Below are 25,382 nucleotides of genomic sequence, written 5' to 3'. Positions count from 1 at the left end.
ACTGTGTAGAGGGCAATCCCTAGAGGGGTCAATAGACCATTTGACCGAGGTTGGGTCTATGCCATTTGTGCTTTTTTCTGCCGGCGGCGGATCACCGAGGACGCAATGCCCATGCCTTCACGGTATTTGGCGACAGTTCGGCGGGCAACATCGATCCCCTGTTCGCGCTTGAGCACCTCGGCAATCGTGTCGTCTGACAGGATCGCGTCGGGCTTTTCCGCATCGATCAATTGTCGAATGAGGTGCCGTACCGATTCCGCTGAATGATCGTCCCCGCCTGACGAAGAATTGAGGGCAGTGGTGAAGAAATATTTCATCTCGAACAGCCCGCGCGGCGTGGCGATGTACTTGTTCGCCGTCACGCGCGAGACAGTCGATTCGTGCATTTCGATTTCGCTGGCGACGGTTTTGAGCGTCATTGGCCGCAAATGCGATATCCCGTGCCGCAGGAAGCCGTCCTGCTGTTTGACGATCTCGGTGGCCACCTTGAGGATTGTCTGGGCGCGCTGATCCAGGCTCTTGGTCAGCCAGTTCGCCGTATTGAGACAATCCACGAGAAAGCTCTTTTCCCCGGCATTGCGGGTTTTTTTGGAAATTGAGGCGTAATAGACCCGGTTGACCAGTACGCGGGGCAGAACTTCGGAATTGAGTTCAACGCTCCAGCCGCCGTCATTGCCGCGTTTGACAAACACGTCCGGCACCACCGATTGCACCGGGGTAAAGTCGAACGCCCGGCCCGGCCGGGGATCGAGGGCGCGCAACTCGGACAGCATGTCGAGGATGTCTTCGCGATCGGCGCCGATCTTTTTGCCCAGCAATCCAAGCTCGTGACTGGCGACCAGATCGAGGTTGGCGAGCAGTCCCGCCATCATCGGGTCCAGACGATTCTTTTCAGCCAGCTGAATTGACAGGCATTCCGACAACGTACGGGCAAAAACGCCCAGCGGCTCGCAGCCCTGTACCTTGCCAAGCACGGTTTCGACAGTGCTGGTATCGGCACCCAGCAGCGCTGCGATCTGGTCGAGCTCGGCCATGAGATATCCGCGCTCGTCGAGATTATCGACAAGGCTGCGTGCAATAAGTCGCTCGGCGGGGTCCTTGACGATCAGATTGACCTGCTCGGTCAGGTGGTCAGCTAGCGAGACCTGTGCTGAAACATATTGGTCAATGTCGGGCGCTTCACCGCCAAGCGCGCCGCCCTTGCCCTCCGGCCAGGAACTCGATTGGCTCAGCGAATCCTGCCCCGATTGTTCGGGAAAGACGTTGGAAACGTCGGTGTCGAGGCTATCGGCGATCGTCGTCGCACTGCCCAAATGGTCCGAATGGTCCACAACGTCGCGATAGGGGTCAATTTCCTCGGACCGTTCGCGCTCCATCGGTGTATCGCCGTCGGGCGCGTCGCTGTTTTCGAGCAAAGGATTGCGCATAAGCTCGGCATCCACGAACGTGCTAAGTTCGAGGTGGCTGAGCTGCAAGAGCCGGATAGACGCCATCAATTGCGGCGTCAGCGTCAATGTTTGGGTTTGCCGGACGTCCAGCCGTGGCGAAAGCGCCATGCCTTATAAAGCTCCCATCCCCCAACCCAAGCGTCCCACACGCTTGCGATCGGGCGAACCTAGCGAGTTTGCAGCGGCCCTTCAAGTCGCGCCATACAATTTTCGTGCCAACTGGCAAGTTCTAGAGCTTGAAACTTTCGCCTAGGTAGACGCGCCGTGCGTCGGGGTCGGCCATGATCGTTTCGGGTCGGCCTTGGATCATCACCTTGCCGCCGTGAATCAGATAGGCCCGGTCCACAAGCCCAAAGGTCTCGCGAACCTGATGGTCGGTGATCAGCACGCCAATGCCACGCTGGGTCAACTGCCGCACCAGTCCCTGTATATCGGCCACTGCAATCGGGTCGACCCCGGCGAAGGGTTCGTCGAGCAACATGAATTTGGGGTCGGCAGCAAGCGCACGGGCGATTTCCACCCGCCGCCGTTCGCCGCCGGAAAGTGCCAGGGCGTCGGCATCGCGCAGATGAGAAACTGAAAACTCCTCGAGCAACTCATCGAGCCGAGCGTGGCGTTCCTTCTTGTTCTTGATGTGGCCTTCGAGCACGGCCAGTACGTTGTCCTTAACGCTCAGACCGCGGAAGATCGAAGCCTCTTGCGGCAGATATCCAATCCCCAGCCGTCCGCGCTGATAGAGCGGCAAATGAGTGATCGGCAGCCCGTCGAGCAATACGTCGCCGCCATCGGGCCGCACCAGCCCCATGATCATTGTGAATACCGTCGTCTTGCCCGCGCCGTTGGGACCAAGCAGGCCCACGGCTTCGCCACGCCGCACGGCGATGGAGACGTCGCGCACCACTGCGCGCTTTCCAAAACTCTTGGCAAGACCGTGGGCGACGAGCCAGCCGGTCTGGTCTATTCCCGCCATCAGCCCCCCGGCGTAAAGGTGCTGGTTACGCGTCCGCCGCCGCCCGCTGAACTGAACGAGGAGGTGCCGGCCCTTGTATCGATCACCAGGCGATCGGCGTTGACGGTGCCGCTGGCATTGACCACCACGACCGATCCTGTAAACACCAGCACTCTGTCTCCGAAATCATAATCGGCTGTATCGGCCTGCACTGTCTGATCGTCAAACGCCATCTCGACCCGTCCGCCGGAGGCCGAAAAGCTCTGCAAATCGGAGGGCCCGCCTTCACCATAGATCGTTTCCACCCGCTCGGATGCGATCTGCATCGTGCCCTGGGTGATGACGACATTGCCGGTATAGATCGCCGCGTTCTCGTTTTCGAGGATTTCGAGAAGATCGGCGCTCACATTGATCTGTTCGTCGGCCTCGCCGGCCAGGCCGCCAAACCCGGCGGGATCGCTGGCGGTGCTCTGGGCAAATGCCGGTCCGGCAAGAAGGGCGATACACGCAATCAGCAGGCTAAGGCGCGTCATTGTCGATCTCCGCAGCAAAAGGGTCCCGGGTTTCTCCGGCATCGGGTTGTGGCGTCATTTCAAGGCTGACGCCGCTAAACCGCCAACGTGCAGCTTCCAGATCATGAAGCATCGTGTCGGCATTAAGTTGCGCGCCACTGTCAAAGTCGAAACGAACAGGCCCATCCGAAGCGATCGTCTGGGCGGGCCAGTCCACTTCCACGCCGGCCAGAACGCCGCGGGCACCGGTTGAATCCTCAACGGTCACATCTTCATTGGACACGAGGTATTCAGTACTCATCGTCCAGGCCGCTGAAGCAAATTCGATATGTGCTCGATAGCCAGTATCGTCGGAAACATCGACGACAAGATCATAGAGGTCGGCAGTATCGAGATTGCCGACGCGCGATTCGGCCCGCGCCGCTTCCAGCGTGTAGTTCGAACCGGTCGCCGTTCGACCCTCAAAGCGCGGCCCGTCGATCACCAGCGTGTCATTTTCCAGCCGTATCCCGTCGATCGGCACAATATCGCCCACCATGCTTGCGGCAATCTGAACCAATGGAAACGAGAGCGCCACAAGTCCGACAGCAGGCACCAGCCAGCGCAACACGGCAATTCGCCGGTTGTGGGCAATCGAGCGCAGATAAGTGTCGTGTCGGACGCTGGCCGAAGGCGCGATCATCGCTGATCCCTAGCTGTGGGCGAAGATGTCGGTCTCGGGCCACCCTGCCAGATCGAGCTGGGCCCGTGTGGGCAGGAAATCGAAACAGGCTTTGGCCATGTCGACCCGCCCTTCCCGGGTCAGCATCCGATCGAGGTGCCGACGCAGATCGTGCAGGTACAGGACGTCCGAGGCCGCATAATCGAGTTGAGCCTGGGTCAGCGATTCGGCACCCCAGTCGGACGATTGCTGCTGCTTGGACATATCGACGCCCAGGAGCTCACGCGAAAGGTCTTTAAGGCCGTGGCGGTCGGTATAGGTGCGGACCAGTTTCGAAGCGATCTTGGTGCAATAGACAGGCGCCGTCATCACGCCGAAAGCCGCGTAGAGCGCTGCCATATCGAACCGGGCGAAATGAAAAAGTTTGGTCTTTGTAGCGTCGGTCAGCAGCGCCGCTAGGTTGGGCGCTTCGGTCTGGCCGGGCAAGATCTGGACAACGTCGGCAGTGCCGTCACCGGGCGAAAGCTGCACGACGCACAATCGGTCGCGGGCCGGATTAAGGCCCATTGTTTCTGTATCGATAGCCACCTGCCGGCCGGTGTAGCGGGAAAGATCGGGCAAATCGCCCTTGTGCAGTCGAACGCTCATGTCGTCTTAAAACTCCGGGGAGAGGCATAGGTATCTCTAGATGCCACACCCCGAAGCGTTTTGCCTAGACCTTGGGCGAGATTACGGCCTTATCTGACATTGGCCGCGGCGCGTGCGATCTCGGCAGCACAGGTATTCCAGCCCCAGCGCTTCGATGGCCGCGCGCGTCCAGGGCAAATCCCGCCCCGGGTTACGATGCGCTTGGAGGCTGCGTCGATCTGGTTTGGCCAAATGCGTGGTCGAGCGTAACTGGGAAATTCTGAGCGGTCGCGGCGAAGCCGGACAGCATCAGAGCAATGACAATGAGCCCTGAGCGGAAATCGAACATGGATACATCTGGATCCAGGTAAGCAATCGGCTCTCATATTTAAGGTGATCAATTGGTCACCTCAAATATTAAACAATCGCTTGCCCCGTACACGGGGTGCATCTACATCATTTCCGAAAAAATCGGCGCAAGGCCGAAAGAAAATGGTGCCCAGAAGAAGACTCGAACTTCCACTCCCTTTCGAGAACTAGCACCTGAAGCTAGCGCGTCTACCAATTCCGCCATCTGGGCAACGGAGGCACGATTTAGAGTGCCGCTCGGGCTTTGTCAATGCAGCTTGCGCCGGGCCACGGCGAAAAACATCGCCACCACAACCGCTATCATTATCCCTTAGAAATCGGCCCCGCTGAAATGGCTGATCGCTTCCTTGTCGGAGTGTGGCTCGTCAAGGCAGTGCACGTTGATCACATGGATCGCCTTTCCTTCCCTGTCACGACCGGTGGCAAAGGGCTGGATGCCGCGATGGACACAGGACGTGTGAAAATCCGTCTTTGCTATTCAGGACAAATCAGGAACAAAAAGAGCAGGGAGCCAATCGATAACGGCCATGCAGTCAACTGACGCCTCAAACAGATTGCAATCGGCCAGCCACCGGGGCTAGAACGGGCCATTCCTTTCAGGCGTTCGTTTTGGCGACGGGACCCTTTAAAATGACCGAAAAGACAAGAAAAATCGCGACGATCTTCGGTGGCTCGGGCTTTATCGGCACCAGGTTGACTCAGGATCTGGCGCGGCGCGGCTATTCAATAAGAGTTGCCGTCAGGCGCCCCGACCTTGCCGGGCATGTCCGTATGTTTGGATTTCCCGGCCAGGTCCAGCCGGTGCAGGCCAATCTGCGCTACCCCGAATCGGTCGCTGCGGCTGTGCGCGGTTCTGATGTCGTCATCAATCTGGTCGGCATCCTGTTTGAAAAAGGCAAGCAGCGTTTCCGCGCCGTTCAGACGCTTGGTGCCAGGGCCGTGGCCGAGGCAGCCCGCGACGCCGGCGTTTCAACGCTTGTCCACATGTCCGCTCTGGGCGCTGATAGCCGGTCGCCTTCCGCCTATCAGCGCGCCAAGGCCCTGGGTGAAGATGAAGTGCTCAAAGCCTTCCCGAAGGCGGTTATCATCAGGCCCTCGCTGGTGTTCGGCCCTGAAGACGGCTTCTTCAATCTGTTCGGCTTTCTTTCGCGCATGTCGCCGATCATGCCGTTGATCGGCCGCGACACCAAATTCCAGCCGGTCTATGTCGGCGATGTCGCTTTAGCCATCGCGCTTGCCGCCGAAGGCGCTGTCAAGACAGGCAAGGCGTACGAACTTGGCGGACCGGAAGTCATAACAATGGAGCAGGTGATCGAGCGCGTGCTGGAACAGACCCGCCGCAAGCGGATGGTTTTGCCCCTGCCTGAATTTCTGGCAAAGCCGATTGCCAGTGTTCTCTCGATCCTGCCCGAGCCGCTTCTGACCCCCGATCAGGTGGTTCAGCTCGGTATCGACAACGTGGTTTCGCCCGAAGCGATCAAGCAAAAGCGTACGCTTGAAGCATTCGGAATTACGCCCACGACTGTGGACGCTATTTTGCCGACCTATATGTGGCGCTTCCGCAAGCATGGCGAGTTTGACCGTCACATCAATCCGCTTGTCGGCGGCTGATGCGCGACGTAACGCAAACCAAGCGGCACTGAATTGGACTGGCGAACGGTCTTGGGAGCGCTCGCGGTTAACCAAACATTGACCGGTTAACCCAAATTGGTGCCCAAACTTGGTGGGTCGGGCACAAAAACACCTTGATTGCCCGCCAGTTTGCACGGCCTAATCGCGTCCTGAAGTTCTTGCGGCCCTTCCGGCTTTCGGCTCGGACGGGGTGCCGCATCATTTTTACGTTTGGTCCATGCCACAGCTTTTGCATCACAAGCTCGATCCCTCCTGCCGGCTCATTCGTCTGATGCTTGCCGAATACGGTGTCGATGTCGATCTGGTCGACGTGGCGCCGTGGCGGCGAGATCCTGATTTCCTCGAAATCAACCCAGCGGCTTCGGTTCCCGTAATGCTCGACGAACCGTTTCCCCCGGTTGTGGGCATTCTGGCCACTATCGCTCATATCGAGGACAATTTCGGGCCGGAAGGCCATATCGAAGCATTGTTGCCTGAAAATGCCAGCGAAAAAATCGAAGTCTGGCGCTTGCTCGAATGGGTATTGCTCAAGCTTGGCCCTGAAGTCACAGCTTATCTTTTGGAAGAAAAGCTCATTAAACGGGATCTGCGCTCCGGTGCGCCCGAACCCTCGGTCATCCGCATAGCCAAGGCCAATCTTACCGAACATATGGCCTATTTCTCATGGGTTCTGGCCACGCGGCGCTGGCTGGCCGGCGACACGCTGACCCTTGCCGATTTCGCACTGGCCGCACACATCTCGGTTCTCGATTACATGGGCGATATGGCCTGGGAGAAGGCTGGCGAAATCAAGGATTGGTATGCCCGTATCAAATCGCGCCCCGCCTTTCGCCCGCTGCTGGGCGATCGCATAGTGGGTATGCCCGCTTCCACGACATACGCGGACCTCGATTTTTGAGGACTGCGTGATCCCGGCGAAAGCCGATAGCCCGCTCGCTGTGCCCAAGCGCGACAAAACAAGGACTTGGAGCAATTGACGCGATTCGAGGAAAAGCGGAAATGCGCTGAGGGCGATACCCTTGTCGCTGAACTGCGTACCCGTGCCAAAGCGCTCGGGTTTTCCAGCCTTGGAATCGCGCCAGCAAATGCCCGCCCCGACTTGCCTGAAAAACTTGATCTGGCGCTGGCAAGCGGCTGGCACGCTGAAATGGACTGGATGGAAGAAACCCGCGGACGCCGCAAGTCACCGCAAGCGCTCTGGTCCGATGTGAGATCGGTCGTCATGGTCGGCGCCAATTACGGTCCGGACGGCAACCCCATGTACAGGCTTGCCGATCCCGCCCTCGCCAATGTCTCGGTCTATGCCCAGATGCGCGACTATCACGATGTTATCAAGGGCCGACTGAAGGATCTTGCGGGTCTCCTTGCCCGCCGTACCGGCGCCGAGGTCAAGGTGTTCGTCGATACGGCGCCGGTCATGGAAAAGCCCCTGGCACAGGCCGCGGGGCTTGGCTGGCAGGGCAAGCACACTGTGCTGCTATCGCGCGATGCCGGGTCGTGGCTGTTCCTGGGCGCCATTTTCACTTCGGCAGACCTTCCGGCCAGTGCGCCGGAAAGCGAAAAGTGCGGCACCTGTACCAAATGCCTCGACATTTGTCCCACAAACGCCTTTCCAGCCCCGTTTCGGCTCGATGCCCGCAAGTGCCTTGCCTATTATTCTGTCGAGCACAAGGGCCAGATCCCGCGCGAATTCAGGGGACCGATGGGCAACAGGGTGTTCGGGTGCGACGATTGCCTGGCGGTTTGCCCATGGAACAAATTCGCCAGCGCCACCAACGACGCCAAGCTTGCTGCACGCGAAAAGATCCGCGACGCTAGATTGAGCGATATGCTTGCCCTCGACGACAAGCGCTTCCGCGATTTCTTCGCCCAGACCCCGGTCAAGCGGCTGGGCTCGGCGCGCTTTTTACGCAACTGTCTGGTGGCGGCGGGCAATTCGGGCGATCGCACTCACCTGCCTGCAATCGCGCATCATTTGATCCATGAGAGTGCGCTGGTGCGAGGCATGGCCGTGTGGGCTCTGCGCCGCCTCGCTGACAGTGGCGAGGCCGATGCCGAGCGGGCAAAATCCTTGGCAACCGAACCCGACCCGGAGGTGAGAGCGGAATGGACCCGATAGAATTTTTCGTTTTCGGTGCGGGCTATTCTTCGCGTGCCACCATCAAGGCGCTGGGTATCAATACAAGTCTTTCCGCAACTGCGACGACCCGCAGCACCGAAAAGGCGGCCGAATTGGGCAAGAGCGGTATCTCTGGCTGCATTTTTGATGGCACGGCACCTGCAGATGCCCTGCGTCCGGCGCTGGCGCAGGCGACACACCTGCTGGTTTCGATCGCACCCGGCCCCGACGGGGACCCGGTCCTGGCCCATCACCGCTCCGACATTCTTGCCGCCCCCAATCTGAAGTGGATCGGCTATTTTTCGACGATTGGCGTCTATGGCGATGCCGATGGGAAATGGATAGATGAAACCGCGCCCACAGAACCACTGTCGGCGCGCAATCGCTATCGGCTCGATGCCGAAGCGGGATGGCAGGCATTGGCCGCGGAAAAATCGACGCCGCTTGCCATCCTGCGCCTTGCCGGTATTTATGGCCCGGCGCGTTCTCCATTCGAAAAAATCAGATCGGGTGCCGCGCGGCGCATCAACAAGCCTGGCCAGGTCTTCAATCGCGTTCATGTCGAAGATATCGGCGCCATTACGGCTCTGGCTGCCGAACGGCGCCTGCACGGCATTTTCAATATTGCCGATAACGAACCGGCCCCGCCACAGGATGTGATCGCTCACGCCGCCGATTTGATGGGTGTCACACCGCCGCCGGAAATCGGGTTTGAGGATGCGGAGCTCTCGCCGATGGCGCGGACATTTTATGCTGGAAACCGCCGTGTTTCCAACGCGAAGATCAAATCGGCGCTCGGCTATGCGCTGAAATACCCCACCTATCGAGAGGGCCATCGGGCCATATTGAACCAACAGCACGATTGACGAAGCCGCGTTTGCACCCTATCTCGCGCAGATGGTCAAAAAGGCATCAACATCGGCACCCTCCCAACGCATGCTCCGCGTTGGCGAACGCGTGCGTCACGAAATCGCTGCACTGCTGTCGCGCAACGAGATCATCGATCCGCTGCTTGAGAAGGTAACGGTCACCGTTCCCGAGGTGCGCATGACGCCTGACCTCAAGCTGGCCAATGTCTATGTCATGCCGCTTGGCGGCGAAAACGCTGAGGATGTCGTCTCGGCGCTCAATGTCCATGCGAAATTCATTCGCGGCCGTGTGACCCCAGCGCTCGATCTGAAATATGCGCCCCAGTTCCGCTTCTTCGTCGACAAGACGTTTGACGAATATGGCCGCATCGACGCCATCCTGCGTTCGGACCGCGTGCAGCGCGATCTCGACCAGAACGACGACGACGATAACGAACACTAGCTGAAAGGACGCGCCGTGAGCGAGGTTCCCAAAAAACGCGTCAAGCGCGATCTTTCCGGCTGGCTTGTTTTCAACAAGCCCTATGACATGAGTTCCACCGAAGCGGTGGGCAAGCTGCGCTGGCTGTATGGCGCAAAGAAAGCCGGCCACGCCGGAACGCTCGATCCGCTGGCCACCGGTATCCTGCCGATTGCGTTCGGGGAAGCGACCAAGACCGTGCCGATGGTTCAGGATGGCACCAAGATCTATCATTTTGATATCGTCTGGGGCGCCGCCACTGCGACCGATGATGTCGAAGGCGAAGTGGTCGCCACATCCGATGTGCGCCCCGACGCTGCTGCACTCGAAGCGATTTTGCCCCGGTTCACCGGGATCATCACCCAGATTCCGCCAGCCTTTTCAGCCATAAGGATCGGCGGCGAGCGCGCCTATGATCTGGCCCGGGCTGGCCACAAGCTCGACATGCCGCCTCGAGAGGTGGAAATCGATGCGCTGGACATCATCACGCATACCCCCGAGCGTACGCGGCTTTCAGTCACGTGCTCGAAGGGCACCTATGTTCGCGCGCTTGCCCGCGATATTGCGGAGGCGCTGGATACAAAGGGCCATGTTGGTGCGTTGCACCGCGCTCGGGTTGGCCACTTCACCGACGCAGATGCAATAACGCTCGAACAGCTCGAAAGCGCTGATCTCGCAGGTCGAGACGGGCTGTTACAGGCTGTTGCCGCGGGCCTGGCCGATTTGCCCGAGATCCGCCTCGATGCTCGCCAGGCTGCAACAATCCGGCTGGGCAACCCTGTCCTGCTGACGGGGCGGGACGCTCCGGTTGCGCTCGATGAGGCCTGGGCATCGCTCAAGGGTGAAGCTGTAGCGATCGGATTTGTCGAAGCGGGGCAGTTCAAGCCCAAGCGCGTTATTCTTGGCTGAGCTGGTTGGACCTGATACGCCCCTTTACCCTCCCTCACTGACAGGCTAAAGGTTTGCTGGTCCATAAGGATCGGCCACTCGAGAATGTCTCAATCCGCCCAGCAGAACGAGAGCAATACGGTCGAATCGAATGGCCGAAGTGCGCGACGTGCACCGGTATCGATTCCCATCATTTTCTATCTTGCATTTCTGGTCGCTGTCGTCGTTCTGCCCGCCACTGCTTTTACCGCAGTGCTGTTGGCCCGTCACAACGTTGCTCAGGAAGAAACAGTCCAGACCTTCACAGTCGCGACGGCTCGGTCTGTGCTCCAATCGGTCGAGCGCGAAATCTCGGGCATGATCACCACCCAGCGCGTCCTGATGAGCATCGAAGCGCTCAACGCCGGTAATCTTGCCGAATTCCACGATCACGCGCAGACGGCTCTTGCTGGCACCGGGTCGTATTTCATCATTGCCGATGATGAGTTCAACCAGATACTCAACACAAGGGTCGATTATGGCACGCCATTGGGCCCGGTTTCCGATCTGGGCTCGGCCCGTCGCGCGCTCGAGACCCCGGACGCTGTGGTGTCCGATGTCTTTTTCGGTCAGACGGCGCAGGAATATGTCTTTAACGTTGTGCGCCAGCGCCCTGGCATCACGCCGCCGCAACTGGCCATTCTCACCCAGAATGCATCCTCGCTCTCGAACGCCCTGCTGACCCGCGAACTGCCACAGGGCTGGCACGTGGCACTCGTGGATTCGAGTAACATTGTCCTTGCCGCATCCCAGGATGCAGCAAGCATTGGCGAGCCATTGTTTATTCCCTTGCGTGAGGGCTCGGGCGGCGCGCGTTGGATCGACACCAATATTGCGGGCGAAGACTATAAGACCATCATTCAGTATTCCATTTTAACCGGCTGGTATGTTGTTGCATGGGCGCCCTCCTCCCAGGTTGCCGAGCCGTTGCGGACGACGCTTCTCTGGCTCCTCGCTGGGGCGGTGGTCATTGTCGGGCTGGCCGGACTTGCCGCCTGGCTTATTGGCCAGCAGATTGCATCCTCGGTGCGCGGGCTGGCCCGCCAGGCGCGCGCCATGGGCGCTGGACAGGAAATTGTTGCCATGGCCTATCCGGTGCAAGAGCTGGCCGCAGTCTCGGAGGCGCTGGCTGACGCCGGCGCAAAACGCCGCCAGGCCGAAACGGAATCGCGATTCCTGATGCGCGAAGTGGCGCACCGCTCGAAAAACCAGCTCACTGTCATCTCTGCGATGGCCAAGCAGACGGCGCGCGGCGCCGATAATGTCGAAAAATTCGTCGAGAATTTCCAGAACAGGCTTTATGGGCTGGCCCGCTCGACCGATCTCTTGCTGGCGCATGGCACCCAGGGCATTGGTCTGCGTGATCTGTTTCGCACTCAGATCGACCCCTTCCGCCCGGAGGATCCCTCCCGCGTGGTCAAGACCGGTGTTAACGTCTATCTCAACGTTCAGGCGGCCCAGGTTCTGGGCATGGCTGCCCATGAGCTTGCGACCAACGCCGCCAAATACGGCGCCTTTTCTCGCGAGGGCGGCAAGCTGACAGTCAACTGGAACCGGGCTGGAGGCGGAAGGCTGCATCTGGTCTGGCGCGAAACCGTCCCAGGGTTCGAGCCCCCATCGGACCGCAAGGGTTTCGGAACCGTCGTGCTCCAGACAATGGTTGCCGGCGCGCTCAAGGCTGATGTCGAGCGGACTGTGCATGCCGACGGCATCGAATGGGTGTTTTCAATCCCCCTTGAGCAGATCGATCCCGATCGCGACAGCCCCGAAAATGACGAGCTCGAGCCGGACGTCTGAGCCGCGCGAATCGAGAAAAAACTTCTCATTTGTCCGCCGATACCCTATATGAGCGCCAGCAAAAGGGTTTCCCTTTGCGCTTCGAACGGCCATTCCTGGACGGCATCCCGGTTTTGGCGTCACTCAACTCCTTGTTTTGAAAGGAATTTACGATGTCGATTACTGCTGAGCGCAAGGCTGAGCTCATCAAGGATTATGCGACGAAAGCTGGCGATACCGGTTCTCCGGAAGTACAGGTCGCCATCCTGACCGAGCGGATCACCAACCTCACTGAACACTTCAAGACTCACGGCAAGGACAATCACTCCCGTCGTGGCCTATTGAAGCTGGTTTCGACCCGCCGTTCGCTTCTCGACTATGTCAAGCGCGGCGACCACGCGCGGTATCAGAGCCTGATCGAACGGCTCGGCATCCGCCGCTAAGAATTGAACACTGATACGGGGCCGGCGATCTGACCAAAATCGATTGCCGGCCCCGCATCGCATTGGCAATGGGCAATGGGGCCCGCTGCCAGATACTGCCGGAAGCGCCCTTTCAGTGTTTCCAGCAAAAGCCCGTCCCCATTTGATGGGGATGGTGACATCCCGGCAGGTTCGGGACACGCTTTTGCGGGTTGGTAATACAGGAAGCGACTTGGAGCGTGCTCCAAGGGGGCATGGCAGGATCGCCGGAGACTTAGACCCGCGCGGGGTCCTGAGTCTCTCGCCGTCTTGTCCATGTTCCGGAACTTGAGGGACGCCTCTGGCGCCACTTGCGAGGGCTTCGATCCGACGCTGCTTGTCAGCGCGTCGGGAACCATCGCACAAAAAGGATTGTCTCATGACACTCAATTTCGATCACCATAAAGTCGAGCTGGACTGGGGCGGACAGCCGCTGACACTCGAAACCGGCAAGATCGCCCGTCAGGCTGACGGTGCCGTACTGGCAACGCTCGGCGAAACTGTGGTTCTTGCCACAGTCGTTTCCGCCAAGACGCCCAAGGCCGGCATCGATTTCTTCCCGCTGACCGTCAACTACCAGGAAAAGTATTTTGCCGCCGGCAAGATCCCTGGTGGCTATTTCAAGCGTGAAGGCCGCCCGACCGAAGCCGAAACGCTGACCTCGCGCCTGATCGACCGCCCGATCCGTCCGCTGTTCCCTGCCGGGTACAAGAACGAGACCCAGGTCATCATCACTGTGCTTCAGCACGACATGGAAAATCAGCCTGACGTGCTCGCCATGGTTGCGGCTTCGGCTGCGCTGACCATTTCGGGTGTGCCGTTCATGGGCCCGATCGGCGCGGCCCGCGTCGGTTATGTCGATGGCGATTATGTCTTGAACCTCCCCATTGATCGTCGCGATGATTCCAAGCTCGACCTCGTCATGGCCGGCACTGCCGATGCGGTTCTGATGGTTGAATCCGAAGCCAAGGAGCTTTCGGAAGAAATCATGCTCGGTGCCGTTATGTACGGTCACACCCAGAGCCAGAAGGTCATCGACGCGATCATCAAGCTCGCCGAACTGGCAGCCAAGGAGCCCCGCGAATTCGAACCCGCCGATATGAGCGCGCTCGAAGGCGAAATGCTCTCGCTGGTCGAATCCGAACTGCGCGACGCCTACAAGAACACCGACAAGATGGCCCGCTATGACGCCGTCGACGCGGTCAAGGCAAAGGTCAAGGCGCACTTCATCCCTGAAGAGGGCGAAGCAACTTATACGCCCGAACAGGTCGGCGCCGTGTTCAAGTCGCTGCAGGCCAAGGTCGTGCGCTGGAACATTCTCGATACCAAGACTCGTATCGACGGCCGTGATCTCGAAACGGTCCGCCCGATCGTCTCCGAAGTCGGCGTTCTGCCCCGCACCCATGGTTCGGCAATCTTCACCCGCGGTGAAACCCAGGCGCTTGTGGTTGCAACGCTGGGCACCGCAGATGACGAGCAGTTCATCGATTCCCTGGAAGGCACCTACAAGCAGAACTTCCTGCTGCACTATAACTTCCCGCCATATTCGGTCGGTGAAGCTGGTCGCATGGGTTCGCCCGGACGTCGCGAAATCGGTCACGGCAAGCTGGCCTGGCGCGCCATCAACCCGGTTCGTCCTTCGGCTGAAGAGTTTCCCTACACCCTGCGTGTCGTCTCGGAAATCACCGAATCCAACGGCTCGTCGTCGATGGCGACTGTCTGCGGCACCTCATTGGCGTTGATGGATGCCGGTGTCCCCATGAAGAAGGCCGTTGCCGGCATCGCCATGGGCCTGATCCTTGAAGGCGAAAAGTTCGCAGTCCTGTCCGATATCCTTGGCGATGAAGATCACCTTGGCGACATGGACTTCAAGGTCGCGGGCACCCATGACGGCGTGACCTCGCTTCAGATGGACATCAAGATCGCTGGCATCACCGAAGAGATCATGAAGATCGCTCTGGGTCAGGCAAAGGACGGGCGCAAGCATATCCTTGAGGAAATGGCCAAGGCCATCGACACAGCTCGCTCCGAAGTTGGCGAGTTTGCCCCGCGCATCGAAACGCTGAAGATTCCGACCGACAAGATCCGTGAAGTGATCGGCACCGGCGGCAAGGTGATCCGTGAGATCGTCGAAAAGACCGGCGCCAAGATCAACATCGAAGACGATGGCACGGTCAAGGTTTCGTCCTCGGACGGCAAGCAGATCGATGCGGCCATCAAGTGGATCAAGTCGATCACCGACGAACCCGAAGTTGGCGAAATCTACCAGGGCACAGTGGTCAAGACCGCCGATTTCGGCGCGTTCGTGAACTTCTTTGGTGCCAAGGACGGTCTCGTGCACATCTCCCAGCTCGCTGAAGAGCGCGTGGGCAAGACCACCGATGTCGTCAAGGAAGGTGACAAGGTCTGGGTCAAGCTCCTCGGCTTTGACGAGCGCGGCAAGGTTCGCCTCTCCATGAAGATAATCGATCAGGAGACCGGCAAGGAAAAGGCCAAGGAAGACGAAGCCGCCGAATAACGGCCCGCTTGTTTCCCGAAATTGTTCAACCCGGCGCTCCGCGAGGAGCGCCGGGTTTTTTCGTGCCGTTCAAAAAAAATCATGCTGAAATGTCGGATCGATCCGGTGGCCCTCGTCCTTTGACTGTCAACCGAACCAAGGGAGAGTAAAATGCGTTTCATGGTTATGATCAAAGCCTCCGCTGACAGCGAGGCCGACATGGCGCCTGAAGAGGGCCTGTTGCTCAAGATGGGCCAGTACAACGAAGAGCTGGTCAAGGCCGGCATCATGGTCGATGGCGCGGGCCTGATGTCGAGCGCCAAGGGCGCTCGCGTCCAGGTGGCCGATGGCAGGCCCATAATCACCGATGGTCCGTTCGCCGACACCAAAGAGGTGATCGCCGGATTCTGGATCTGGCAGTGTTCTTCGCTCCAGGAGGCCATCGATTGGGTCGCAAGGTGCCCCATTGCCCACGGCCAGGATCGATTCGAAATCCGCCAGATGCACGAACTCGAGGATTTCGCCAGCGAAGGCGAAGGCTATGAGCAGCATAAGAAGGTCGAGGCCGAACTCGCGGCACAGAAATCGGGAGCCTGACCATGGCCAGCGTCACCTCGGCGGATGGAACGGTCATTAGCTATGAGACCCACGGGTCCGGCCCGCTCCTCATCTTTGTGCCCGGAGCGCTTCAGCATCGCGCTGTCGATCCCGAGAGCCCGAGGCTTGCGGCAATGCTCGCCGACGGCTTTAAATCGATCATCTATGATCGGCGCGGGCGCGGCGAAAGCGCCAAAGGCGGACCCTACGCGGTGATCCGCGAGATCGAGGATATCGAGGCGCTGATCGACGCCGAGGGCGGCTCGGCCATGCTGTTCGGGTTGAGTTCAGGCGCCATTCTTGCCCTCGAAGCTGCCGCTGGCATTCCAACGAAAATTTCGATGGTCCTTGGCTATGAGCCGCCCATCGACACCGCGCAGTCCACGGCCAAGGGGCTGGCCGAACTCGAAGCCATGGAAAGCTACAAATCGGCACAGGACGGCGCCGGCGCCCTAGAAACCTTCATGCGCAGCGTGGGCGCGTCCGATGATGATGTCGCCGGCCTGCGCGCCAGCCCGTTCGGGGATGGCTTTGCGGCGGCAGGTACCACCCTCGCCCATGACTATCGCATCATGTTCGAAGCGACCGAAGATATGACAACGCGTTGGCAGGCGGTCCACCAGCCAGTTCTTATCGTCGATGGCGCCCAAAGCTGGGACTTCATGCATGCCGGCGCCGATGCCACGGCGTCAGCCCTGCCCAACGCCCGACGGGAGACCCTCGACGGGCAAACCCATGAAGTGGCACCCGAAGCCATCGCGCCCGTCATCGAACGGTTTTTCCTGAAAGGAGGCGCGGCGTGAAAAAGACCCATTCGGGCTCATGCCATTGCGGCGCCGTCCATTTCACCGCCCCCATCGATCTCGATGAGGGTATCCGCAAATGCAATTGCACCTATTGTTTCAAGACCGGCTACCGCAAGGCCTTCGTTTATGGCGATTCCGTCAGGGTGAGCGATGGCGAAGCCCTTGTCGGCCATTACGCCGCCGATCCTTCCTCATGGCCGCAGGGCAATATCGATCACATGTTCTGCACGAAATGCGGCACGCAGCTCTTCTCGCGCGGCTATCTCGAATTTGAGCCCTTCAACGGCTGGTTCCACGCCGTCAATGTCTCGACCCTCGACGATTTGACGCCCCAGGAGCTCGATGCAATTTCCATCATCTACGAGGACGGCCTGCACGATCAGCAAATGCAGGCCCCGCCCTTGACCAGCTATCTCTAGCGCGCTGATGAACCGGAGGAACAGACGATGACAATCTGGAATCGGGCTCTTGCGGCGGCCGATGCGATGGAGCCCGGGGCCGTGATCTCGGTATATGACGGCACGCTTCGTATCGAGGCGAGGGGGTTTGCTGATGCCGAACACACAATCGCGCTCGCTCCTGATGCGATCTTCCGGATGTCCTCGCTCTCCAAACCGATCACTGCGCTGGCGTTGATTCTCGCTCTTGAGGAACACGGCATCGATCTGCATGCGCCCGTGTCCACCTGGCTCCCGGAACTCGGCACACCGCGGGTACTGCTCGATCCCACCGGCGATCTTGACCGCACCGAACCGGCCCGGCGTGCCATCACCGTTGAAGATCTTTTGACTTCGCGCATGGGCACGGGGATTGTTCTCGCCCCGCCCGGCAGCACCCCAATTCAGCTCGAAATTGAACGCCGGGGCCTTGTGGGCTTTGGTCCGCCCAACCCGGCCGCGCCAATGGATGCGGAAAGCTGGATTGCCCAGCTGGGCGCATTGCCATTGCTCGCGCATCCGGGCGAGCAATGGCTTTATTCGGTATCGTCGAACGTCCAGGGAGTGCTTGTGTCGCGGCTTTCGGGCATGGCGCTGTCCGATTTCCTTGCCGAACGCATTTTCGAGCCGCTTGGAATGGTCGATACCGGCTTTTCAGTGCCCCACATGAAACTCTCGCGCCTGACGCCGGCCTACTCAAGCGCGTTTGCGTTGACCGATCCCGCTGCCGGCGGTGCATGGTCGCGCCCGCCCTCTTTTGAGGCCGGCGAAGGCGGGCTCGTTTCCACAGCAGCCGACTATATGGCCTTCGTGCGCATGCTGCATGGCGAACGGCGACTCCTGTCAGATCGCTGGATCGCTGCAATGCTTGCAGATCATCTCGATGACCGGCAGCGTGCCCATGCTGCGATGTTTCTTGATGGGCGCGGGTGGGGTTATGGGCTCAGCGTCGATGCGGGCAGGACGCCGTCTGACGCCATGGCCGGTACCATCGGCTGGTCAGGCGGTCTGGGTGCATCGTGGATCAGCGATCTGGCCCGCGGCATGGCCGTGCTTTCGCTTTCTTCGCGCGCGCTGGACGATCCGGAGGTTTATGGCGGTCATCTTGCCATTCAGCGGGCCGCGCTGGGCTGAAACACGCCTTCAGAGCGGCGAGCGCCCCTCGGGCAAAACGCGATGCGGTGGTGTATGGCCGTCCAGAAAGGTGCGGATGTTGACGATCACCGTCTCACCCATCTCGATCCGCGCTTCGAGTGTTGCCGAACCCATATGCGGGGTCAAAATCACCCGGTCTGCGCGGGCCAGTTCCACAAGCTTGGGGTTGGCCCCCTTCTTGTGCTCGAAGACATCGAGCGCTGCGCCGGACAGGTGCCCTGACGCGACAAGATTGGCCAGCGCGTCTTCGTCGACGAGTTCGGGGCGCGAGATATTGACAACGAAAGCGCCCTGTCGAAGTTTTTTCAGACGTGCTTCGGACAGAATGTTGAACGTGTCGCGCGTATGCGGGGTGTGCAGGGAAATGATATCGACATGTTCGACCATATCGTCGAGCGATGACCACCATCTTGCACCTAAAGGCTCCTCGATCTGGGGTGCCTTGCGGGTTCGACCGCTATAATGGATGGAAAGACCGAAAGCTCTGGCCCGGCGCGCTACCGCAGTGCCAATGCGTCCAAGGCCCACGATGCCCAGCGCCTTGCCACCCAGCCTGCGTCCAAGCATCCATGTGGGCGACCAGCCTGGCCAGGTGCCGTCCTTGAGCAACACCCTGGACCCCTCGGTCAGCCGGCGCGGTACGCTCAGCATCAACGCCATAGCCATGTCGGCGGTATCTTCGGTCAGAACCGAAGGCGTGTTGGTCACAGAGATTCCAGCTGCGTGTGCGGCCTCGATATTGATATTGTCGAACCCGTTGCCGAACTGGGCGATCAGTTTCACGCTCGCTGGCATCTGGGTGATGAACGCGGAATCGATTCGATCAGTGATCGAGGAGACGAGGACCTCGGCCCCATTGAGCGCATTGAGCAAGGCCGGCGAATCGAGCGGCACGTCGGTCGTGTTGAAATCCACGTTAAACAGCGCCGCCATGCGCGCCTCGACAGGCTCGGGCAGGCGACGGGAAACGACGATTTTGGCCCGGTCTCGGGTCACACGATCACCATTATTGCAGACTAGCTCCAGCACCGGCTTTTTCTGATTTTCAGCGACCATTAAGATCGCGCGAGTACTGTTAGGGAAAAAGCGCCGTGCTGCAAAGTCCTGCCGCGCATCCCGGCGTCGCGTTCATCGAGTTTCATGAGTCATTTCTTGCGTTTTTTCGTTCAGCTTCGCCTGTTGCTGGTGTTGGTCATGGCCCTGGGCGCTCCGGCACTTTCGGTCGGGCCTGCCCTTGCCCAGAATGCCCAGGTGGGCGCGTCGAGCGGGCTGCCGATCCCGCGGTTTGTTTCCATTCGCAACGCGCCCATCAACATCAGGGTCGGGCCTGGCACTCAATACGATATCGCTTTCACTTTCGTGCGCCCCAGCGTGCCGGTGGAGATCACTGCCGAATTCGACACATGGCGCCGCATTCGCGATGTTGAAGGCGATGAGGGATGGGTGCATCAAAGTCTGGTGGTGGGCGATAGAACCGCTTTGGTGGCGCCCTGGCAAGCTGAAGGGCCGATAGCGCTGCGCGTCTCGAGCGATCCCGAATCGGGCGTTCGCGCATGGCTCGCCCCCAAAATGCTGGTGTCGGTGCGCCATTGCACCGGCATGGCCTGCGAAATCCGCCTCAACCACACAGATGCCAATGGCCGCGCAACGACCTATCAGGGTTATGTCGATCAAGAGGTGCTGTGGGGCGTCTATGAAGACGAAGTTTTTGACTAGCGCCGTAATCGCGCCCGCAACCGACTTGTCGGCTGCGGTTCGGCACCAAAAAAAGCCCGGCGCGGATGCGGCGGGCTTTTTTAGATCATATCGCTCACCGCTCTATTGAGTGCGCTTGACCCGCACGATCACGTCCACATGGGTCACTTTCATGCCCTCGGGGGCCGCGGGAATGCCGGCGATCTTGATCGAATCGGAGGGGATATCCTCGATTCGCTGTTCGTCCTCGATAAAGAAGTGATGATGATCGGTCGTATCGGTATCGAAATACGAGCGCGCGGCATCCACGGAAATTTCGCGCAACAGTCCGGCCTGCCGAAACTGGTGCAGCGAGTTGTAGATGGTGGCAAGCGACACGGAGACGCCCGCGCTGTCAGCTTCCAAATGAAGCTGTTCGGCGTTGACGTGCCGGTGCGGACCGGAAAACAGCAGTTCGGCCAGCGCAAGCCGCTGGCGGGTGGGCCGCAGCCCGGCCATGCGCAGCACGGCCATCAGGCAGGGGCCGCGTGAGGGATGCGCCTCGGCCCTATAAGGTGCAGTCATTGGCTATTTATATCTTTTGGAATTGCCATTGTTGGCCAGACTATACCGGTCAGAAGACCCCGACACAAGAACTCCCCGGTTACCGCGATAGTCGATACAGCGGGCGTGCTTTCAAGTCACTGGAATCATTATTTTATTCGAAATATTTTGACCTTGGGGAACGCCGGGTAGGGTGGCGATGTTATCCACCGTCACCACTTGAAAGTGATGCTTGCGACCCGGTTCTGATTGCCAAGGGTCAGGCAAGGGGGCTAGACTCAAACCTGCCCGTCAGACTTGGGGTGCAGATGAGTATGGCTCCAGTGCCGGGCATCCGAAACCAGACCAAGAGGCCATCATGAGCTTGCGCGTTTCTGGCAAAAACATGGACGTCGGAGATACCCTTCGTGGCACGGCCACTGACCGGATCGACGCCGTTGTCGGCAAATATTTTGACGGAGGATATGACGGTCATCTGACCCTCGAACCCGAAGGAATCGGGTTTAAGGCCGATTGCATGATCCATCTCGATACCGGCGTGGTACTCCAGGCTTCGGCCTCGGCCAACGACGCCACCGCGGCCTATGAGGACATGGCTACCCATATCGAGAAGCGTCTGCGCCGTTACAAGCGTAAGCTCAAGAACCATAGGCGCAGCACCAATGGCTCGGCCGATGGCTATTCTGCCTATGTCCTTGCCGCGCCCGATGACGATACCGAGCTCGACGAGGATTTCGCGCCGCCCGTTATCGCCGAAGCCACATCCAACCTGCGCACAATGAGCGTGGGTGAGGCTGTCATGGAGCTTGATCTGTCACAGTCCGATGTAATTGTGTTCAGGCACGCTGGACATGGCGGCATGAATGTGGTTTACCGCCGGGCCGACGGGAACATTGGATGGATTGACCCTGCCCTGTCGCAAACATGACGCGCAATGGCGCGTTTCCGGGAAAGGTCTATATCGCCTTTCCAAGTCGGAAACGCGCCGGACACACTGCCCCCGGACCGTTGTATAGGACAACAGGAATGGCGTGGGCTCGATATGAGATTGTCGGCGGTCATTGAAGAGAAACGTCACCCAAAAGGTTTGTTAAATGGAACTTGCTGACATCCTGTCGCAGGATTCGATCATTGCCTGCGCTAAGGTCGCGAGCAAACGCCAGCTCCTTCAACTCCTGGCAGATCGTGCGTCTGAACTTGTCGGTATCGATGCGCAGGTCATCTTCGAGACCCTGCAGAACCGTGAGCAGCTTGGGTCGACCGGCCTGGGCAATGGCATTGCCATTCCCCATGGCAAGATCAAGGGCCTGCCCTGCGTGACAGCGGTTTTCGCCCGCCTCGCCCAGCCAATCGATTTCGACGCAGTCGACGATCAGCCAGTGGATCTGGTCATCATGCTGCTGGCTCCCGAAGGCTCTGGCGCCGACCATCTCAAAGCCCTCAGCCGCGTTGCGCGCCTCTTGCGGGCCGATGGGGTTGTCGATCGGCTCCGCGCCACCAAGGACGAAACAAAGCTGCGTGATATTCTCACGACGCCGGCCGAAGCCATCAACGCGGCCTGATTCGCGCTCCATGACAGTTTCAAAAGGCCGTCCCGATCAGGGCGGCCTTTTTTCAGTCTAGCGATTCCAGCTCTCATTGTAGAGCACGACCCGGTAGCCGTCGGGGTCCTCGAAGGTTACCCCGCCCTCATCCCACCATGGGTTGAAAGATTTCACTGGTACATAGCCTGTTGCAATCATGCGATCGCGCGCGCTCTGCCAGGCAGATTGATCGGGCAAATAGAAAACCAATAAATTGTCATCGGTTGGCGCGCGGCCCGCGCTATGACCGTGGGCTCGGGTGAATTCAAGATGATAGGGCGCATTGCGTCCGCCCACGATGATGCCGTCGAATCCGTTGTGAGCGTCGAAACGGGCCAGAAGCTCTAGGCCGAGACCGTCCCTGTAGAAGTGCAAGAGCGCGTCGATGTCGTCGGTCGGTCGGCCCACGCGGAGCACCGGCGCGCGTGTTGCTATGTCACTCATAACTAATGCAATGTCGCCAGTCGCACTTCATGCCCGTCGATCCAGTCCATGATCGCCTCTTCGGAATCGGCGATCAACACAGGTGCGCCATCGGCGCTCATCAACAGTTCAAGTCGCTGCTCGGCGGGTGCCATGGCGGCCTGGGGAATGAATTCGGCGAGTTCGCCAGCATCCATCTGCTTCCAGAAAACGATGTCACCGGCGCCAAGGGCCGCAAACTGTGCAGCAGTCAACGCTTTGAGCGGTTCGGCCTCAACACCCAGATGGGCGTCGGTGAACGCTGTCTTTTCAATGGGCTTGTTCATAACGCGTACCTCTCTACTCGACCGAACGGATCTCGATACGGCGGGTCACGGTCTCGGTGACGGGCCGGTATACGGTGATAACGAGGAGGCCGTCTTTCAGTTCGGCGTTCTCTATCCTCATGCCGTCGGCAAGCAGGAAAGTGCGCTGAAACTGCCGTGCGGCAATGCCGCGGTGCAGATATTGGCGCGCACCGTCTTCGTTCTGCCGGCCCCGCACGATAAGCTGATTATCCTCTCCAATCACTTCCAGATCGTTACGAGAAAAGCCAGCAACCGCAATTGCGATCCTGTAGGTCTCGTCTCCGGCCTCCGCGGTCACCCGCTCAATGTTGTAGGGAGGATAGCCTTCTGTGGCGCGTGCAAGGCGGTCGAAGCGCTCTTCAAACGCATCGAAGCCCAAAAGAAAGGGCGCGGAAAACAGCGATACCCGTGTCATCGGTCGTTCATGTCCTTGATACCAAGCAACATCGAGACGCTGAACCTGTTTTAGGCTTCATCGTCACTTGGCTATGATATGGGTCAAAGGGCGCGCCGTTCAAGAGAGTCCGAGATGCTAAAAGAGCTTGCAGTCTCCATCATCATGCCCGCCTACAACGCTCAGGCGACCATTGCCCGCGCCGTTGCTTCGGTGCTGGCTCAGACCCATGTGCACTTTGAATTGGTAGTGATTGCCGATGATGAGCAAGACTACGAGGCGGTTCTGGGCCGTGCGGGAATTGCCGATCAAAGGCTGCGGTTCTTGTCGTCAGGGCTGATCGGCGCCGGCTCGTGCCCGGCACGCAATGTCGGATTGGATGCCGCCCGCTTCGAGATCGCGGCGATTCTGGATGCCGATGATGCGTTCAAGCCCGAAAAGCTTGAGATCACGGTGCCTTTGGCCGTCCAGTACGGCCTTGTTTCCTGCGCGCTGGACATCTTGACGCCTGATGGCGACCATTTGCGTCACGTCGGTATTGGTGAAAATCGCCTGCTGTCGCCGGACGATTACAAGTTCACCAATTTTTCCATGGATTCGATGCTGGTTCATGATCGCCGCCGTGCAGACCCGCGCTTTTCGACCACCCAGCCCGCGATGACCGACCTCGAATACCTGCTCAAGATTTTTGCTCAGGTGCCAGCGTGTTTTCACGTTGGCATCCCGCTGCACGATTACGTGAAGATGCCGGTTTCGCTCTCGAACGGCCCCGGTGTTAAAGACCGCATGGTCGCATCCAAGACCATGATGCGCAGAGGGTTGGCTGAGGGCAATTATCCCTTCGCCGACCCCACAGGTATTGTGGGCATGGGGCGTTTTCTCGACATCTCGCTTGCTGCCGAAAAAACCTACGCACCCCGCCCTGGCGCCAACCCGCCCGATCTGTTCGAAGATCATATCGAGCCGCTTCTGGTGCGAACTCCTTAAACTGTTGGCGCATCGACTCTCCTATGTCGTCGGGCTCGGAAAGGCCATCTCGGCTGTCTTGCGTTCATCGGCCAGGCATCCCATCGCCACAAGACTATCGCGCATCGCGGTGTCGAGCGGGGTATGGGGTTCGGCGCCGAGCAATGCGACCAGTCTGGTGTTGTCCATCCGCATGGGATGGCGCCAGACCGCGGCGATATCGTCGGCTTCGCGGGCAAAGCCCCCAAACGGCGCCAAAAGGCCCATCGCCCACCAGGGAAAGCGATAGACAGCGAGCTTGCGCCCAACCTGCCGCGTTATAGCATCGATCATCGTTGTGCCGTCTGCGTCGTAGATCCCCTCAAATTGCACGCGCTCGAAAGGACGAAGGGCCTCTGGCCGCTCGAGCAGCAATGCAAATGTTTCGGCAAGATCGGGCAGATAGGCCCAGCTGTGGCCGGCACCCCGGGCGATGTTGAGGATACGCCGCACCGGCTTGCCGGACGCCACCATGCCTTGAGCAAACCAGCTTGAGCGCGCGCCCGGCCCAAAGAAATCGCCCGCCCGCACAATAAGGCTGGGCACCTCTGGCGCAGCCCGCTCAAGCCGCAATTCGAGCTCGGCCCGTATACGCCCCTTGAAGCTTTTGGGGTTTTGTGGACTTACCTCGCTCAGCACCGGGGTGCGCGCCGGGTCGAAATTATAAACGGTGCCGGGCAAAACGATCCGGGCGCCAGCCATCCGCGCCGCGGCAATCGTGTTATCGATCATGGGCAGCACAAGCTCGCCCCATTTCCTGTAGCTCGGCGGGTTGACAGCGTGAACGATTGTCGAAACGCCTTGCGCTGCGCCAATGACATCGGCCCTGTTCATGGCGTCGCCACCAATCCATTCGATTGGTTCTGTCGTGCTCTTGCGGGCGACATCAATGTTGCGCGCCAGTCCGCGCACGCGCCAGCCCTTCGCCAGGAGTGCCGTCGCAATTGCGCCGCCCACACCCCCGGTCACGCCGAGCACCAGTGCACTCTTTTCCCTGTCCATCGCCGAAATCCTTGGTTCGCATTGCCGATGCGTCCAAAATGGCTCCAGTCAGTTTGAAAATAAATTGTCAAAAAATGGCGTTCGGCTT

General features: G+C 59.4%; 29 protein-coding genes and 1 tRNA gene. 18 read left to right on the top strand and 12 right to left on the bottom strand.

What is annotated here, in order from left to right:
* Positions 1-56: 56 nt before the first annotated feature.
* The 6 genes from rpoN to ACN0TA_RS00855 all read right to left on the bottom strand — a co-directional run bounded on the left by rpoN (position 57) and on the right by ACN0TA_RS00855 (position 4,777).
* Positions 57-1,556 carry an RNA polymerase factor sigma-54 gene (gene rpoN / locus ACN0TA_RS00880; RefSeq protein ID WP_417578864.1) on the bottom strand — a complete coding sequence of 500 codons (1,500 nt, stop codon included), beginning with the start codon at positions 1,554-1,556 and terminating at the stop codon, positions 57-59.
* 121 nt (positions 1,557-1,677) lie between these two features.
* Positions 1,678-2,418 (bottom strand): LPS export ABC transporter ATP-binding protein, encoded by a 741-nt coding sequence (gene lptB, locus ACN0TA_RS00875; RefSeq protein WP_417578862.1) that lies wholly within the window; start codon positions 2,416-2,418, stop codon positions 1,678-1,680.
* The gene (locus ACN0TA_RS00870; RefSeq protein WP_417578860.1) at positions 2,418-2,930 is read right to left on the bottom strand and encodes an LptA/OstA family protein; all 513 of its coding nucleotides are present in this window, start codon (positions 2,928-2,930) and stop codon (positions 2,418-2,420) included. Before ACN0TA_RS00870 ends, lptB begins: the two co-directional genes overlap by 1 nt.
* A complete protein-coding gene (locus ACN0TA_RS00865) occupies positions 2,917-3,591 on the bottom strand; it encodes a hypothetical protein (RefSeq protein ID WP_417578858.1) in 675 nt (224 codons plus the stop codon). The genes ACN0TA_RS00870 and ACN0TA_RS00865 overlap by 14 nt, the downstream gene beginning before the upstream one ends.
* A gap of 9 nt (positions 3,592-3,600) precedes the next feature.
* On the bottom strand, positions 3,601-4,218 hold the full coding sequence (locus tag ACN0TA_RS00860) for a ribonuclease D (RefSeq protein ID WP_417578856.1): 618 nt from the start codon (positions 4,216-4,218) through the stop codon (positions 3,601-3,603).
* A 472-nt stretch (positions 4,219-4,690) separates the two neighbouring features.
* A tRNA-Leu gene (locus ACN0TA_RS00855) sits at positions 4,691-4,777 on the bottom strand.
* 39 nt (positions 4,778-4,816) lie between these two features.
* Between ACN0TA_RS00855 and ACN0TA_RS00850 the strand changes: the two genes are divergently transcribed.
* From ACN0TA_RS00850 to ACN0TA_RS00785, 14 genes are all read left to right on the top strand, one after another.
* The gene (locus ACN0TA_RS00850) at positions 4,817-5,107 is read left to right on the top strand and encodes a hypothetical protein (RefSeq protein ID WP_417578854.1); all 291 of its coding nucleotides are present in this window, start codon (positions 4,817-4,819) and stop codon (positions 5,105-5,107) included.
* A gap of 89 nt (positions 5,108-5,196) precedes the next feature.
* Complete coding sequence (locus ACN0TA_RS00845; protein ID WP_417578852.1) at positions 5,197-6,177, top strand: complex I NDUFA9 subunit family protein; 981 nt, start codon at positions 5,197-5,199, stop codon at positions 6,175-6,177.
* 238 nt (positions 6,178-6,415) lie between these two features.
* Positions 6,416-7,096 (top strand): glutathione S-transferase family protein, encoded by a 681-nt coding sequence (locus ACN0TA_RS00840; RefSeq protein ID WP_417578850.1) that lies wholly within the window; start codon positions 6,416-6,418, stop codon positions 7,094-7,096.
* 75 nt (positions 7,097-7,171) lie between these two features.
* The gene (queG, locus tag ACN0TA_RS00835; protein WP_417578848.1) at positions 7,172-8,317 is read left to right on the top strand and encodes a tRNA epoxyqueuosine(34) reductase QueG; all 1,146 of its coding nucleotides are present in this window, start codon (positions 7,172-7,174) and stop codon (positions 8,315-8,317) included.
* Positions 8,305-9,183 carry an SDR family oxidoreductase gene (locus tag ACN0TA_RS00830; protein ID WP_417578846.1) on the top strand — a complete coding sequence of 293 codons (879 nt, stop codon included), beginning with the start codon at positions 8,305-8,307 and terminating at the stop codon, positions 9,181-9,183. The genes queG and ACN0TA_RS00830 overlap by 13 nt, the downstream gene beginning before the upstream one ends.
* Positions 9,184-9,214: 31 nt before the next feature.
* On the top strand, positions 9,215-9,628 hold the full coding sequence (rbfA, locus tag ACN0TA_RS00825; RefSeq protein ID WP_417578844.1) for a 30S ribosome-binding factor RbfA: 414 nt from the start codon (positions 9,215-9,217) through the stop codon (positions 9,626-9,628).
* 15 nt (positions 9,629-9,643) lie between these two features.
* On the top strand, positions 9,644-10,555 hold the full coding sequence (truB, locus tag ACN0TA_RS00820; protein ID WP_417578842.1) for a tRNA pseudouridine(55) synthase TruB: 912 nt from the start codon (positions 9,644-9,646) through the stop codon (positions 10,553-10,555).
* 84 nt (positions 10,556-10,639) lie between these two features.
* Entirely contained in the window at positions 10,640-12,370 is a 1,731-nt protein-coding gene (locus ACN0TA_RS00815; RefSeq protein ID WP_417578840.1) for a sensor histidine kinase, read from the top strand.
* Positions 12,371-12,522: 152 nt separating this feature from the next.
* Positions 12,523-12,792, top strand: a complete 270-nt coding sequence (gene rpsO / locus ACN0TA_RS00810; protein ID WP_350053714.1) for a 30S ribosomal protein S15 — start codon at positions 12,523-12,525, stop codon at positions 12,790-12,792.
* 397 nt (positions 12,793-13,189) lie between these two features.
* Positions 13,190-15,328 carry a polyribonucleotide nucleotidyltransferase gene (gene pnp, locus ACN0TA_RS00805; protein ID WP_417578837.1) on the top strand — a complete coding sequence of 713 codons (2,139 nt, stop codon included), beginning with the start codon at positions 13,190-13,192 and terminating at the stop codon, positions 15,326-15,328.
* Between the two features lie 150 nt (positions 15,329-15,478).
* The gene (locus ACN0TA_RS00800) at positions 15,479-15,904 is read left to right on the top strand and encodes a YciI family protein (RefSeq protein ID WP_417578835.1); all 426 of its coding nucleotides are present in this window, start codon (positions 15,479-15,481) and stop codon (positions 15,902-15,904) included.
* Between the two features lie 2 nt (positions 15,905-15,906).
* Positions 15,907-16,707, top strand: a complete 801-nt coding sequence (locus ACN0TA_RS00795) for an alpha/beta fold hydrolase (RefSeq protein ID WP_417578833.1) — start codon at positions 15,907-15,909, stop codon at positions 16,705-16,707.
* The gene (locus tag ACN0TA_RS00790; protein ID WP_417578831.1) at positions 16,704-17,129 is read left to right on the top strand and encodes a GFA family protein; all 426 of its coding nucleotides are present in this window, start codon (positions 16,704-16,706) and stop codon (positions 17,127-17,129) included. Before ACN0TA_RS00795 ends, ACN0TA_RS00790 begins: the two co-directional genes overlap by 4 nt.
* A gap of 27 nt (positions 17,130-17,156) precedes the next feature.
* Complete coding sequence (locus ACN0TA_RS00785) at positions 17,157-18,281, top strand: serine hydrolase domain-containing protein (protein ID WP_417578829.1); 1,125 nt, start codon at positions 17,157-17,159, stop codon at positions 18,279-18,281.
* Between the two features lie 9 nt (positions 18,282-18,290).
* Here ACN0TA_RS00785 and ACN0TA_RS00780 read toward each other — a convergent pair whose 3' ends face one another.
* A complete protein-coding gene (locus tag ACN0TA_RS00780; RefSeq protein ID WP_417578827.1) occupies positions 18,291-19,358 on the bottom strand; it encodes a 2-hydroxyacid dehydrogenase in 1,068 nt (355 codons plus the stop codon).
* A gap of 96 nt (positions 19,359-19,454) precedes the next feature.
* On the opposite strand from ACN0TA_RS00780, the gene ACN0TA_RS00775 reads away from it, so the two are divergent.
* A complete protein-coding gene (locus tag ACN0TA_RS00775; RefSeq protein WP_417578825.1) occupies positions 19,455-20,018 on the top strand; it encodes an SH3 domain-containing protein in 564 nt (187 codons plus the stop codon).
* A gap of 102 nt (positions 20,019-20,120) precedes the next feature.
* Here ACN0TA_RS00775 and irrA read toward each other — a convergent pair whose 3' ends face one another.
* Positions 20,121-20,561, bottom strand: coding sequence for an iron response transcriptional regulator IrrA (gene irrA, locus ACN0TA_RS00770; RefSeq protein WP_417578823.1), 441 nt, complete (start codon positions 20,559-20,561; stop codon positions 20,121-20,123).
* A 337-nt stretch (positions 20,562-20,898) separates the two neighbouring features.
* Here irrA and hpf point away from each other — a divergent pair, with 337 nt between their 5' ends.
* Positions 20,899-21,468, top strand: coding sequence for a ribosome hibernation-promoting factor, HPF/YfiA family (gene hpf, locus ACN0TA_RS00765; protein WP_417578821.1), 570 nt, complete (start codon positions 20,899-20,901; stop codon positions 21,466-21,468).
* Positions 21,469-21,634: 166 nt separating this feature from the next.
* Positions 21,635-22,102, top strand: coding sequence for a PTS IIA-like nitrogen regulatory protein PtsN (gene ptsN, locus ACN0TA_RS00760; protein WP_417578819.1), 468 nt, complete (start codon positions 21,635-21,637; stop codon positions 22,100-22,102).
* A gap of 57 nt (positions 22,103-22,159) precedes the next feature.
* Here the strand turns inward: ptsN and ACN0TA_RS00755 are convergent, their stop codons facing one another.
* The 3 genes from ACN0TA_RS00755 to ACN0TA_RS00745 are packed head-to-tail and all read right to left on the bottom strand — an operon-like array spanning position 22,160 to position 23,308.
* A complete protein-coding gene (locus ACN0TA_RS00755; RefSeq protein WP_417578817.1) occupies positions 22,160-22,567 on the bottom strand; it encodes a VOC family protein in 408 nt (135 codons plus the stop codon).
* Between the two features lie 2 nt (positions 22,568-22,569).
* Positions 22,570-22,872 (bottom strand): DUF1150 family protein, encoded by a 303-nt coding sequence (locus tag ACN0TA_RS00750; protein WP_417578815.1) that lies wholly within the window; start codon positions 22,870-22,872, stop codon positions 22,570-22,572.
* Positions 22,873-22,885: 13 nt separating this feature from the next.
* Entirely contained in the window at positions 22,886-23,308 is a 423-nt protein-coding gene (locus tag ACN0TA_RS00745) for an Hsp20 family protein (RefSeq protein ID WP_417578813.1), read from the bottom strand.
* Positions 23,309-23,422: 114 nt separating this feature from the next.
* Between ACN0TA_RS00745 and ACN0TA_RS00740 the strand changes: the two genes are divergently transcribed.
* Entirely contained in the window at positions 23,423-24,274 is an 852-nt protein-coding gene (locus ACN0TA_RS00740; RefSeq protein WP_417578811.1) for a glycosyltransferase family 2 protein, read from the top strand.
* A 21-nt stretch (positions 24,275-24,295) separates the two neighbouring features.
* Here the strand turns inward: ACN0TA_RS00740 and ACN0TA_RS00735 are convergent, their stop codons facing one another.
* Positions 24,296-25,294 carry an NAD-dependent epimerase/dehydratase family protein gene (locus ACN0TA_RS00735; RefSeq protein WP_417578809.1) on the bottom strand — a complete coding sequence of 333 codons (999 nt, stop codon included), beginning with the start codon at positions 25,292-25,294 and terminating at the stop codon, positions 24,296-24,298.
* Between the last annotated feature and the right edge of the window lie 88 nt (positions 25,295-25,382).

It is taken from the genome of Pelagibacterium sp. (assembly GCF_048264985.1).
Lineage (GTDB): Bacteria > Pseudomonadota > Alphaproteobacteria > Rhizobiales > Devosiaceae > Pelagibacterium.
This window is presented reverse-complemented; position numbering and strand designations above follow the sequence as displayed.

Coding starts and splice junctions, on each gene's coding strand:
- ACN0TA_RS00755 (WP_417578817.1), bottom strand. CDS start 22,567: ATGAGTGACATAGCAACACGCGCGCCGGTGCTCCGCGTGGGCCGACCG.
- pnp (WP_417578837.1), top strand. CDS start 13,190: ATGACACTCAATTTCGATCACCATAAAGTCGAGCTGGACTGGGGCGGA.
- ACN0TA_RS00745 (WP_417578813.1), bottom strand. CDS start 23,308: ATGACACGGGTATCGCTGTTTTCCGCGCCCTTTCTTTTGGGCTTCGAT.
- ACN0TA_RS00830 (WP_417578846.1), top strand. CDS start 8,305: ATGGACCCGATAGAATTTTTCGTTTTCGGTGCGGGCTATTCTTCGCGT.
- ptsN (WP_417578819.1), top strand. CDS start 21,635: ATGGAACTTGCTGACATCCTGTCGCAGGATTCGATCATTGCCTGCGCT.
- rpoN (WP_417578864.1), bottom strand. CDS start 1,556: ATGGCGCTTTCGCCACGGCTGGACGTCCGGCAAACCCAAACATTGACG.
- lptB (WP_417578862.1), bottom strand. CDS start 2,418: ATGGCGGGAATAGACCAGACCGGCTGGCTCGTCGCCCACGGTCTTGCC.
- ACN0TA_RS00785 (WP_417578829.1), top strand. CDS start 17,157: ATGACAATCTGGAATCGGGCTCTTGCGGCGGCCGATGCGATGGAGCCC.
- hpf (WP_417578821.1), top strand. CDS start 20,899: ATGAGCTTGCGCGTTTCTGGCAAAAACATGGACGTCGGAGATACCCTT.
- ACN0TA_RS00735 (WP_417578809.1), bottom strand. CDS start 25,294: ATGGACAGGGAAAAGAGTGCACTGGTGCTCGGCGTGACCGGGGGTGTG.
- ACN0TA_RS00850 (WP_417578854.1), top strand. CDS start 4,817: ATGCAGCTTGCGCCGGGCCACGGCGAAAAACATCGCCACCACAACCGC.
- ACN0TA_RS00795 (WP_417578833.1), top strand. CDS start 15,907: ATGGCCAGCGTCACCTCGGCGGATGGAACGGTCATTAGCTATGAGACC.
- ACN0TA_RS00750 (WP_417578815.1), bottom strand. CDS start 22,872: ATGAACAAGCCCATTGAAAAGACAGCGTTCACCGACGCCCATCTGGGT.
- rpsO (WP_350053714.1), top strand. CDS start 12,523: ATGTCGATTACTGCTGAGCGCAAGGCTGAGCTCATCAAGGATTATGCG.
- rbfA (WP_417578844.1), top strand. CDS start 9,215: ATGGTCAAAAAGGCATCAACATCGGCACCCTCCCAACGCATGCTCCGC.
- ACN0TA_RS00780 (WP_417578827.1), bottom strand. CDS start 19,358: ATGGTCGCTGAAAATCAGAAAAAGCCGGTGCTGGAGCTAGTCTGCAAT.
- ACN0TA_RS00870 (WP_417578860.1), bottom strand. CDS start 2,930: ATGACGCGCCTTAGCCTGCTGATTGCGTGTATCGCCCTTCTTGCCGGA.
- ACN0TA_RS00800 (WP_417578835.1), top strand. CDS start 15,479: ATGCGTTTCATGGTTATGATCAAAGCCTCCGCTGACAGCGAGGCCGAC.
- ACN0TA_RS00740 (WP_417578811.1), top strand. CDS start 23,423: ATGCTAAAAGAGCTTGCAGTCTCCATCATCATGCCCGCCTACAACGCT.
- ACN0TA_RS00845 (WP_417578852.1), top strand. CDS start 5,197: ATGACCGAAAAGACAAGAAAAATCGCGACGATCTTCGGTGGCTCGGGC.
- ACN0TA_RS00815 (WP_417578840.1), top strand. CDS start 10,640: ATGTCTCAATCCGCCCAGCAGAACGAGAGCAATACGGTCGAATCGAAT.
- ACN0TA_RS00860 (WP_417578856.1), bottom strand. CDS start 4,218: ATGAGCGTTCGACTGCACAAGGGCGATTTGCCCGATCTTTCCCGCTAC.
- irrA (WP_417578823.1), bottom strand. CDS start 20,561: ATGACTGCACCTTATAGGGCCGAGGCGCATCCCTCACGCGGCCCCTGC.
- ACN0TA_RS00840 (WP_417578850.1), top strand. CDS start 6,416: ATGCCACAGCTTTTGCATCACAAGCTCGATCCCTCCTGCCGGCTCATT.
- ACN0TA_RS00865 (WP_417578858.1), bottom strand. CDS start 3,591: ATGATCGCGCCTTCGGCCAGCGTCCGACACGACACTTATCTGCGCTCG.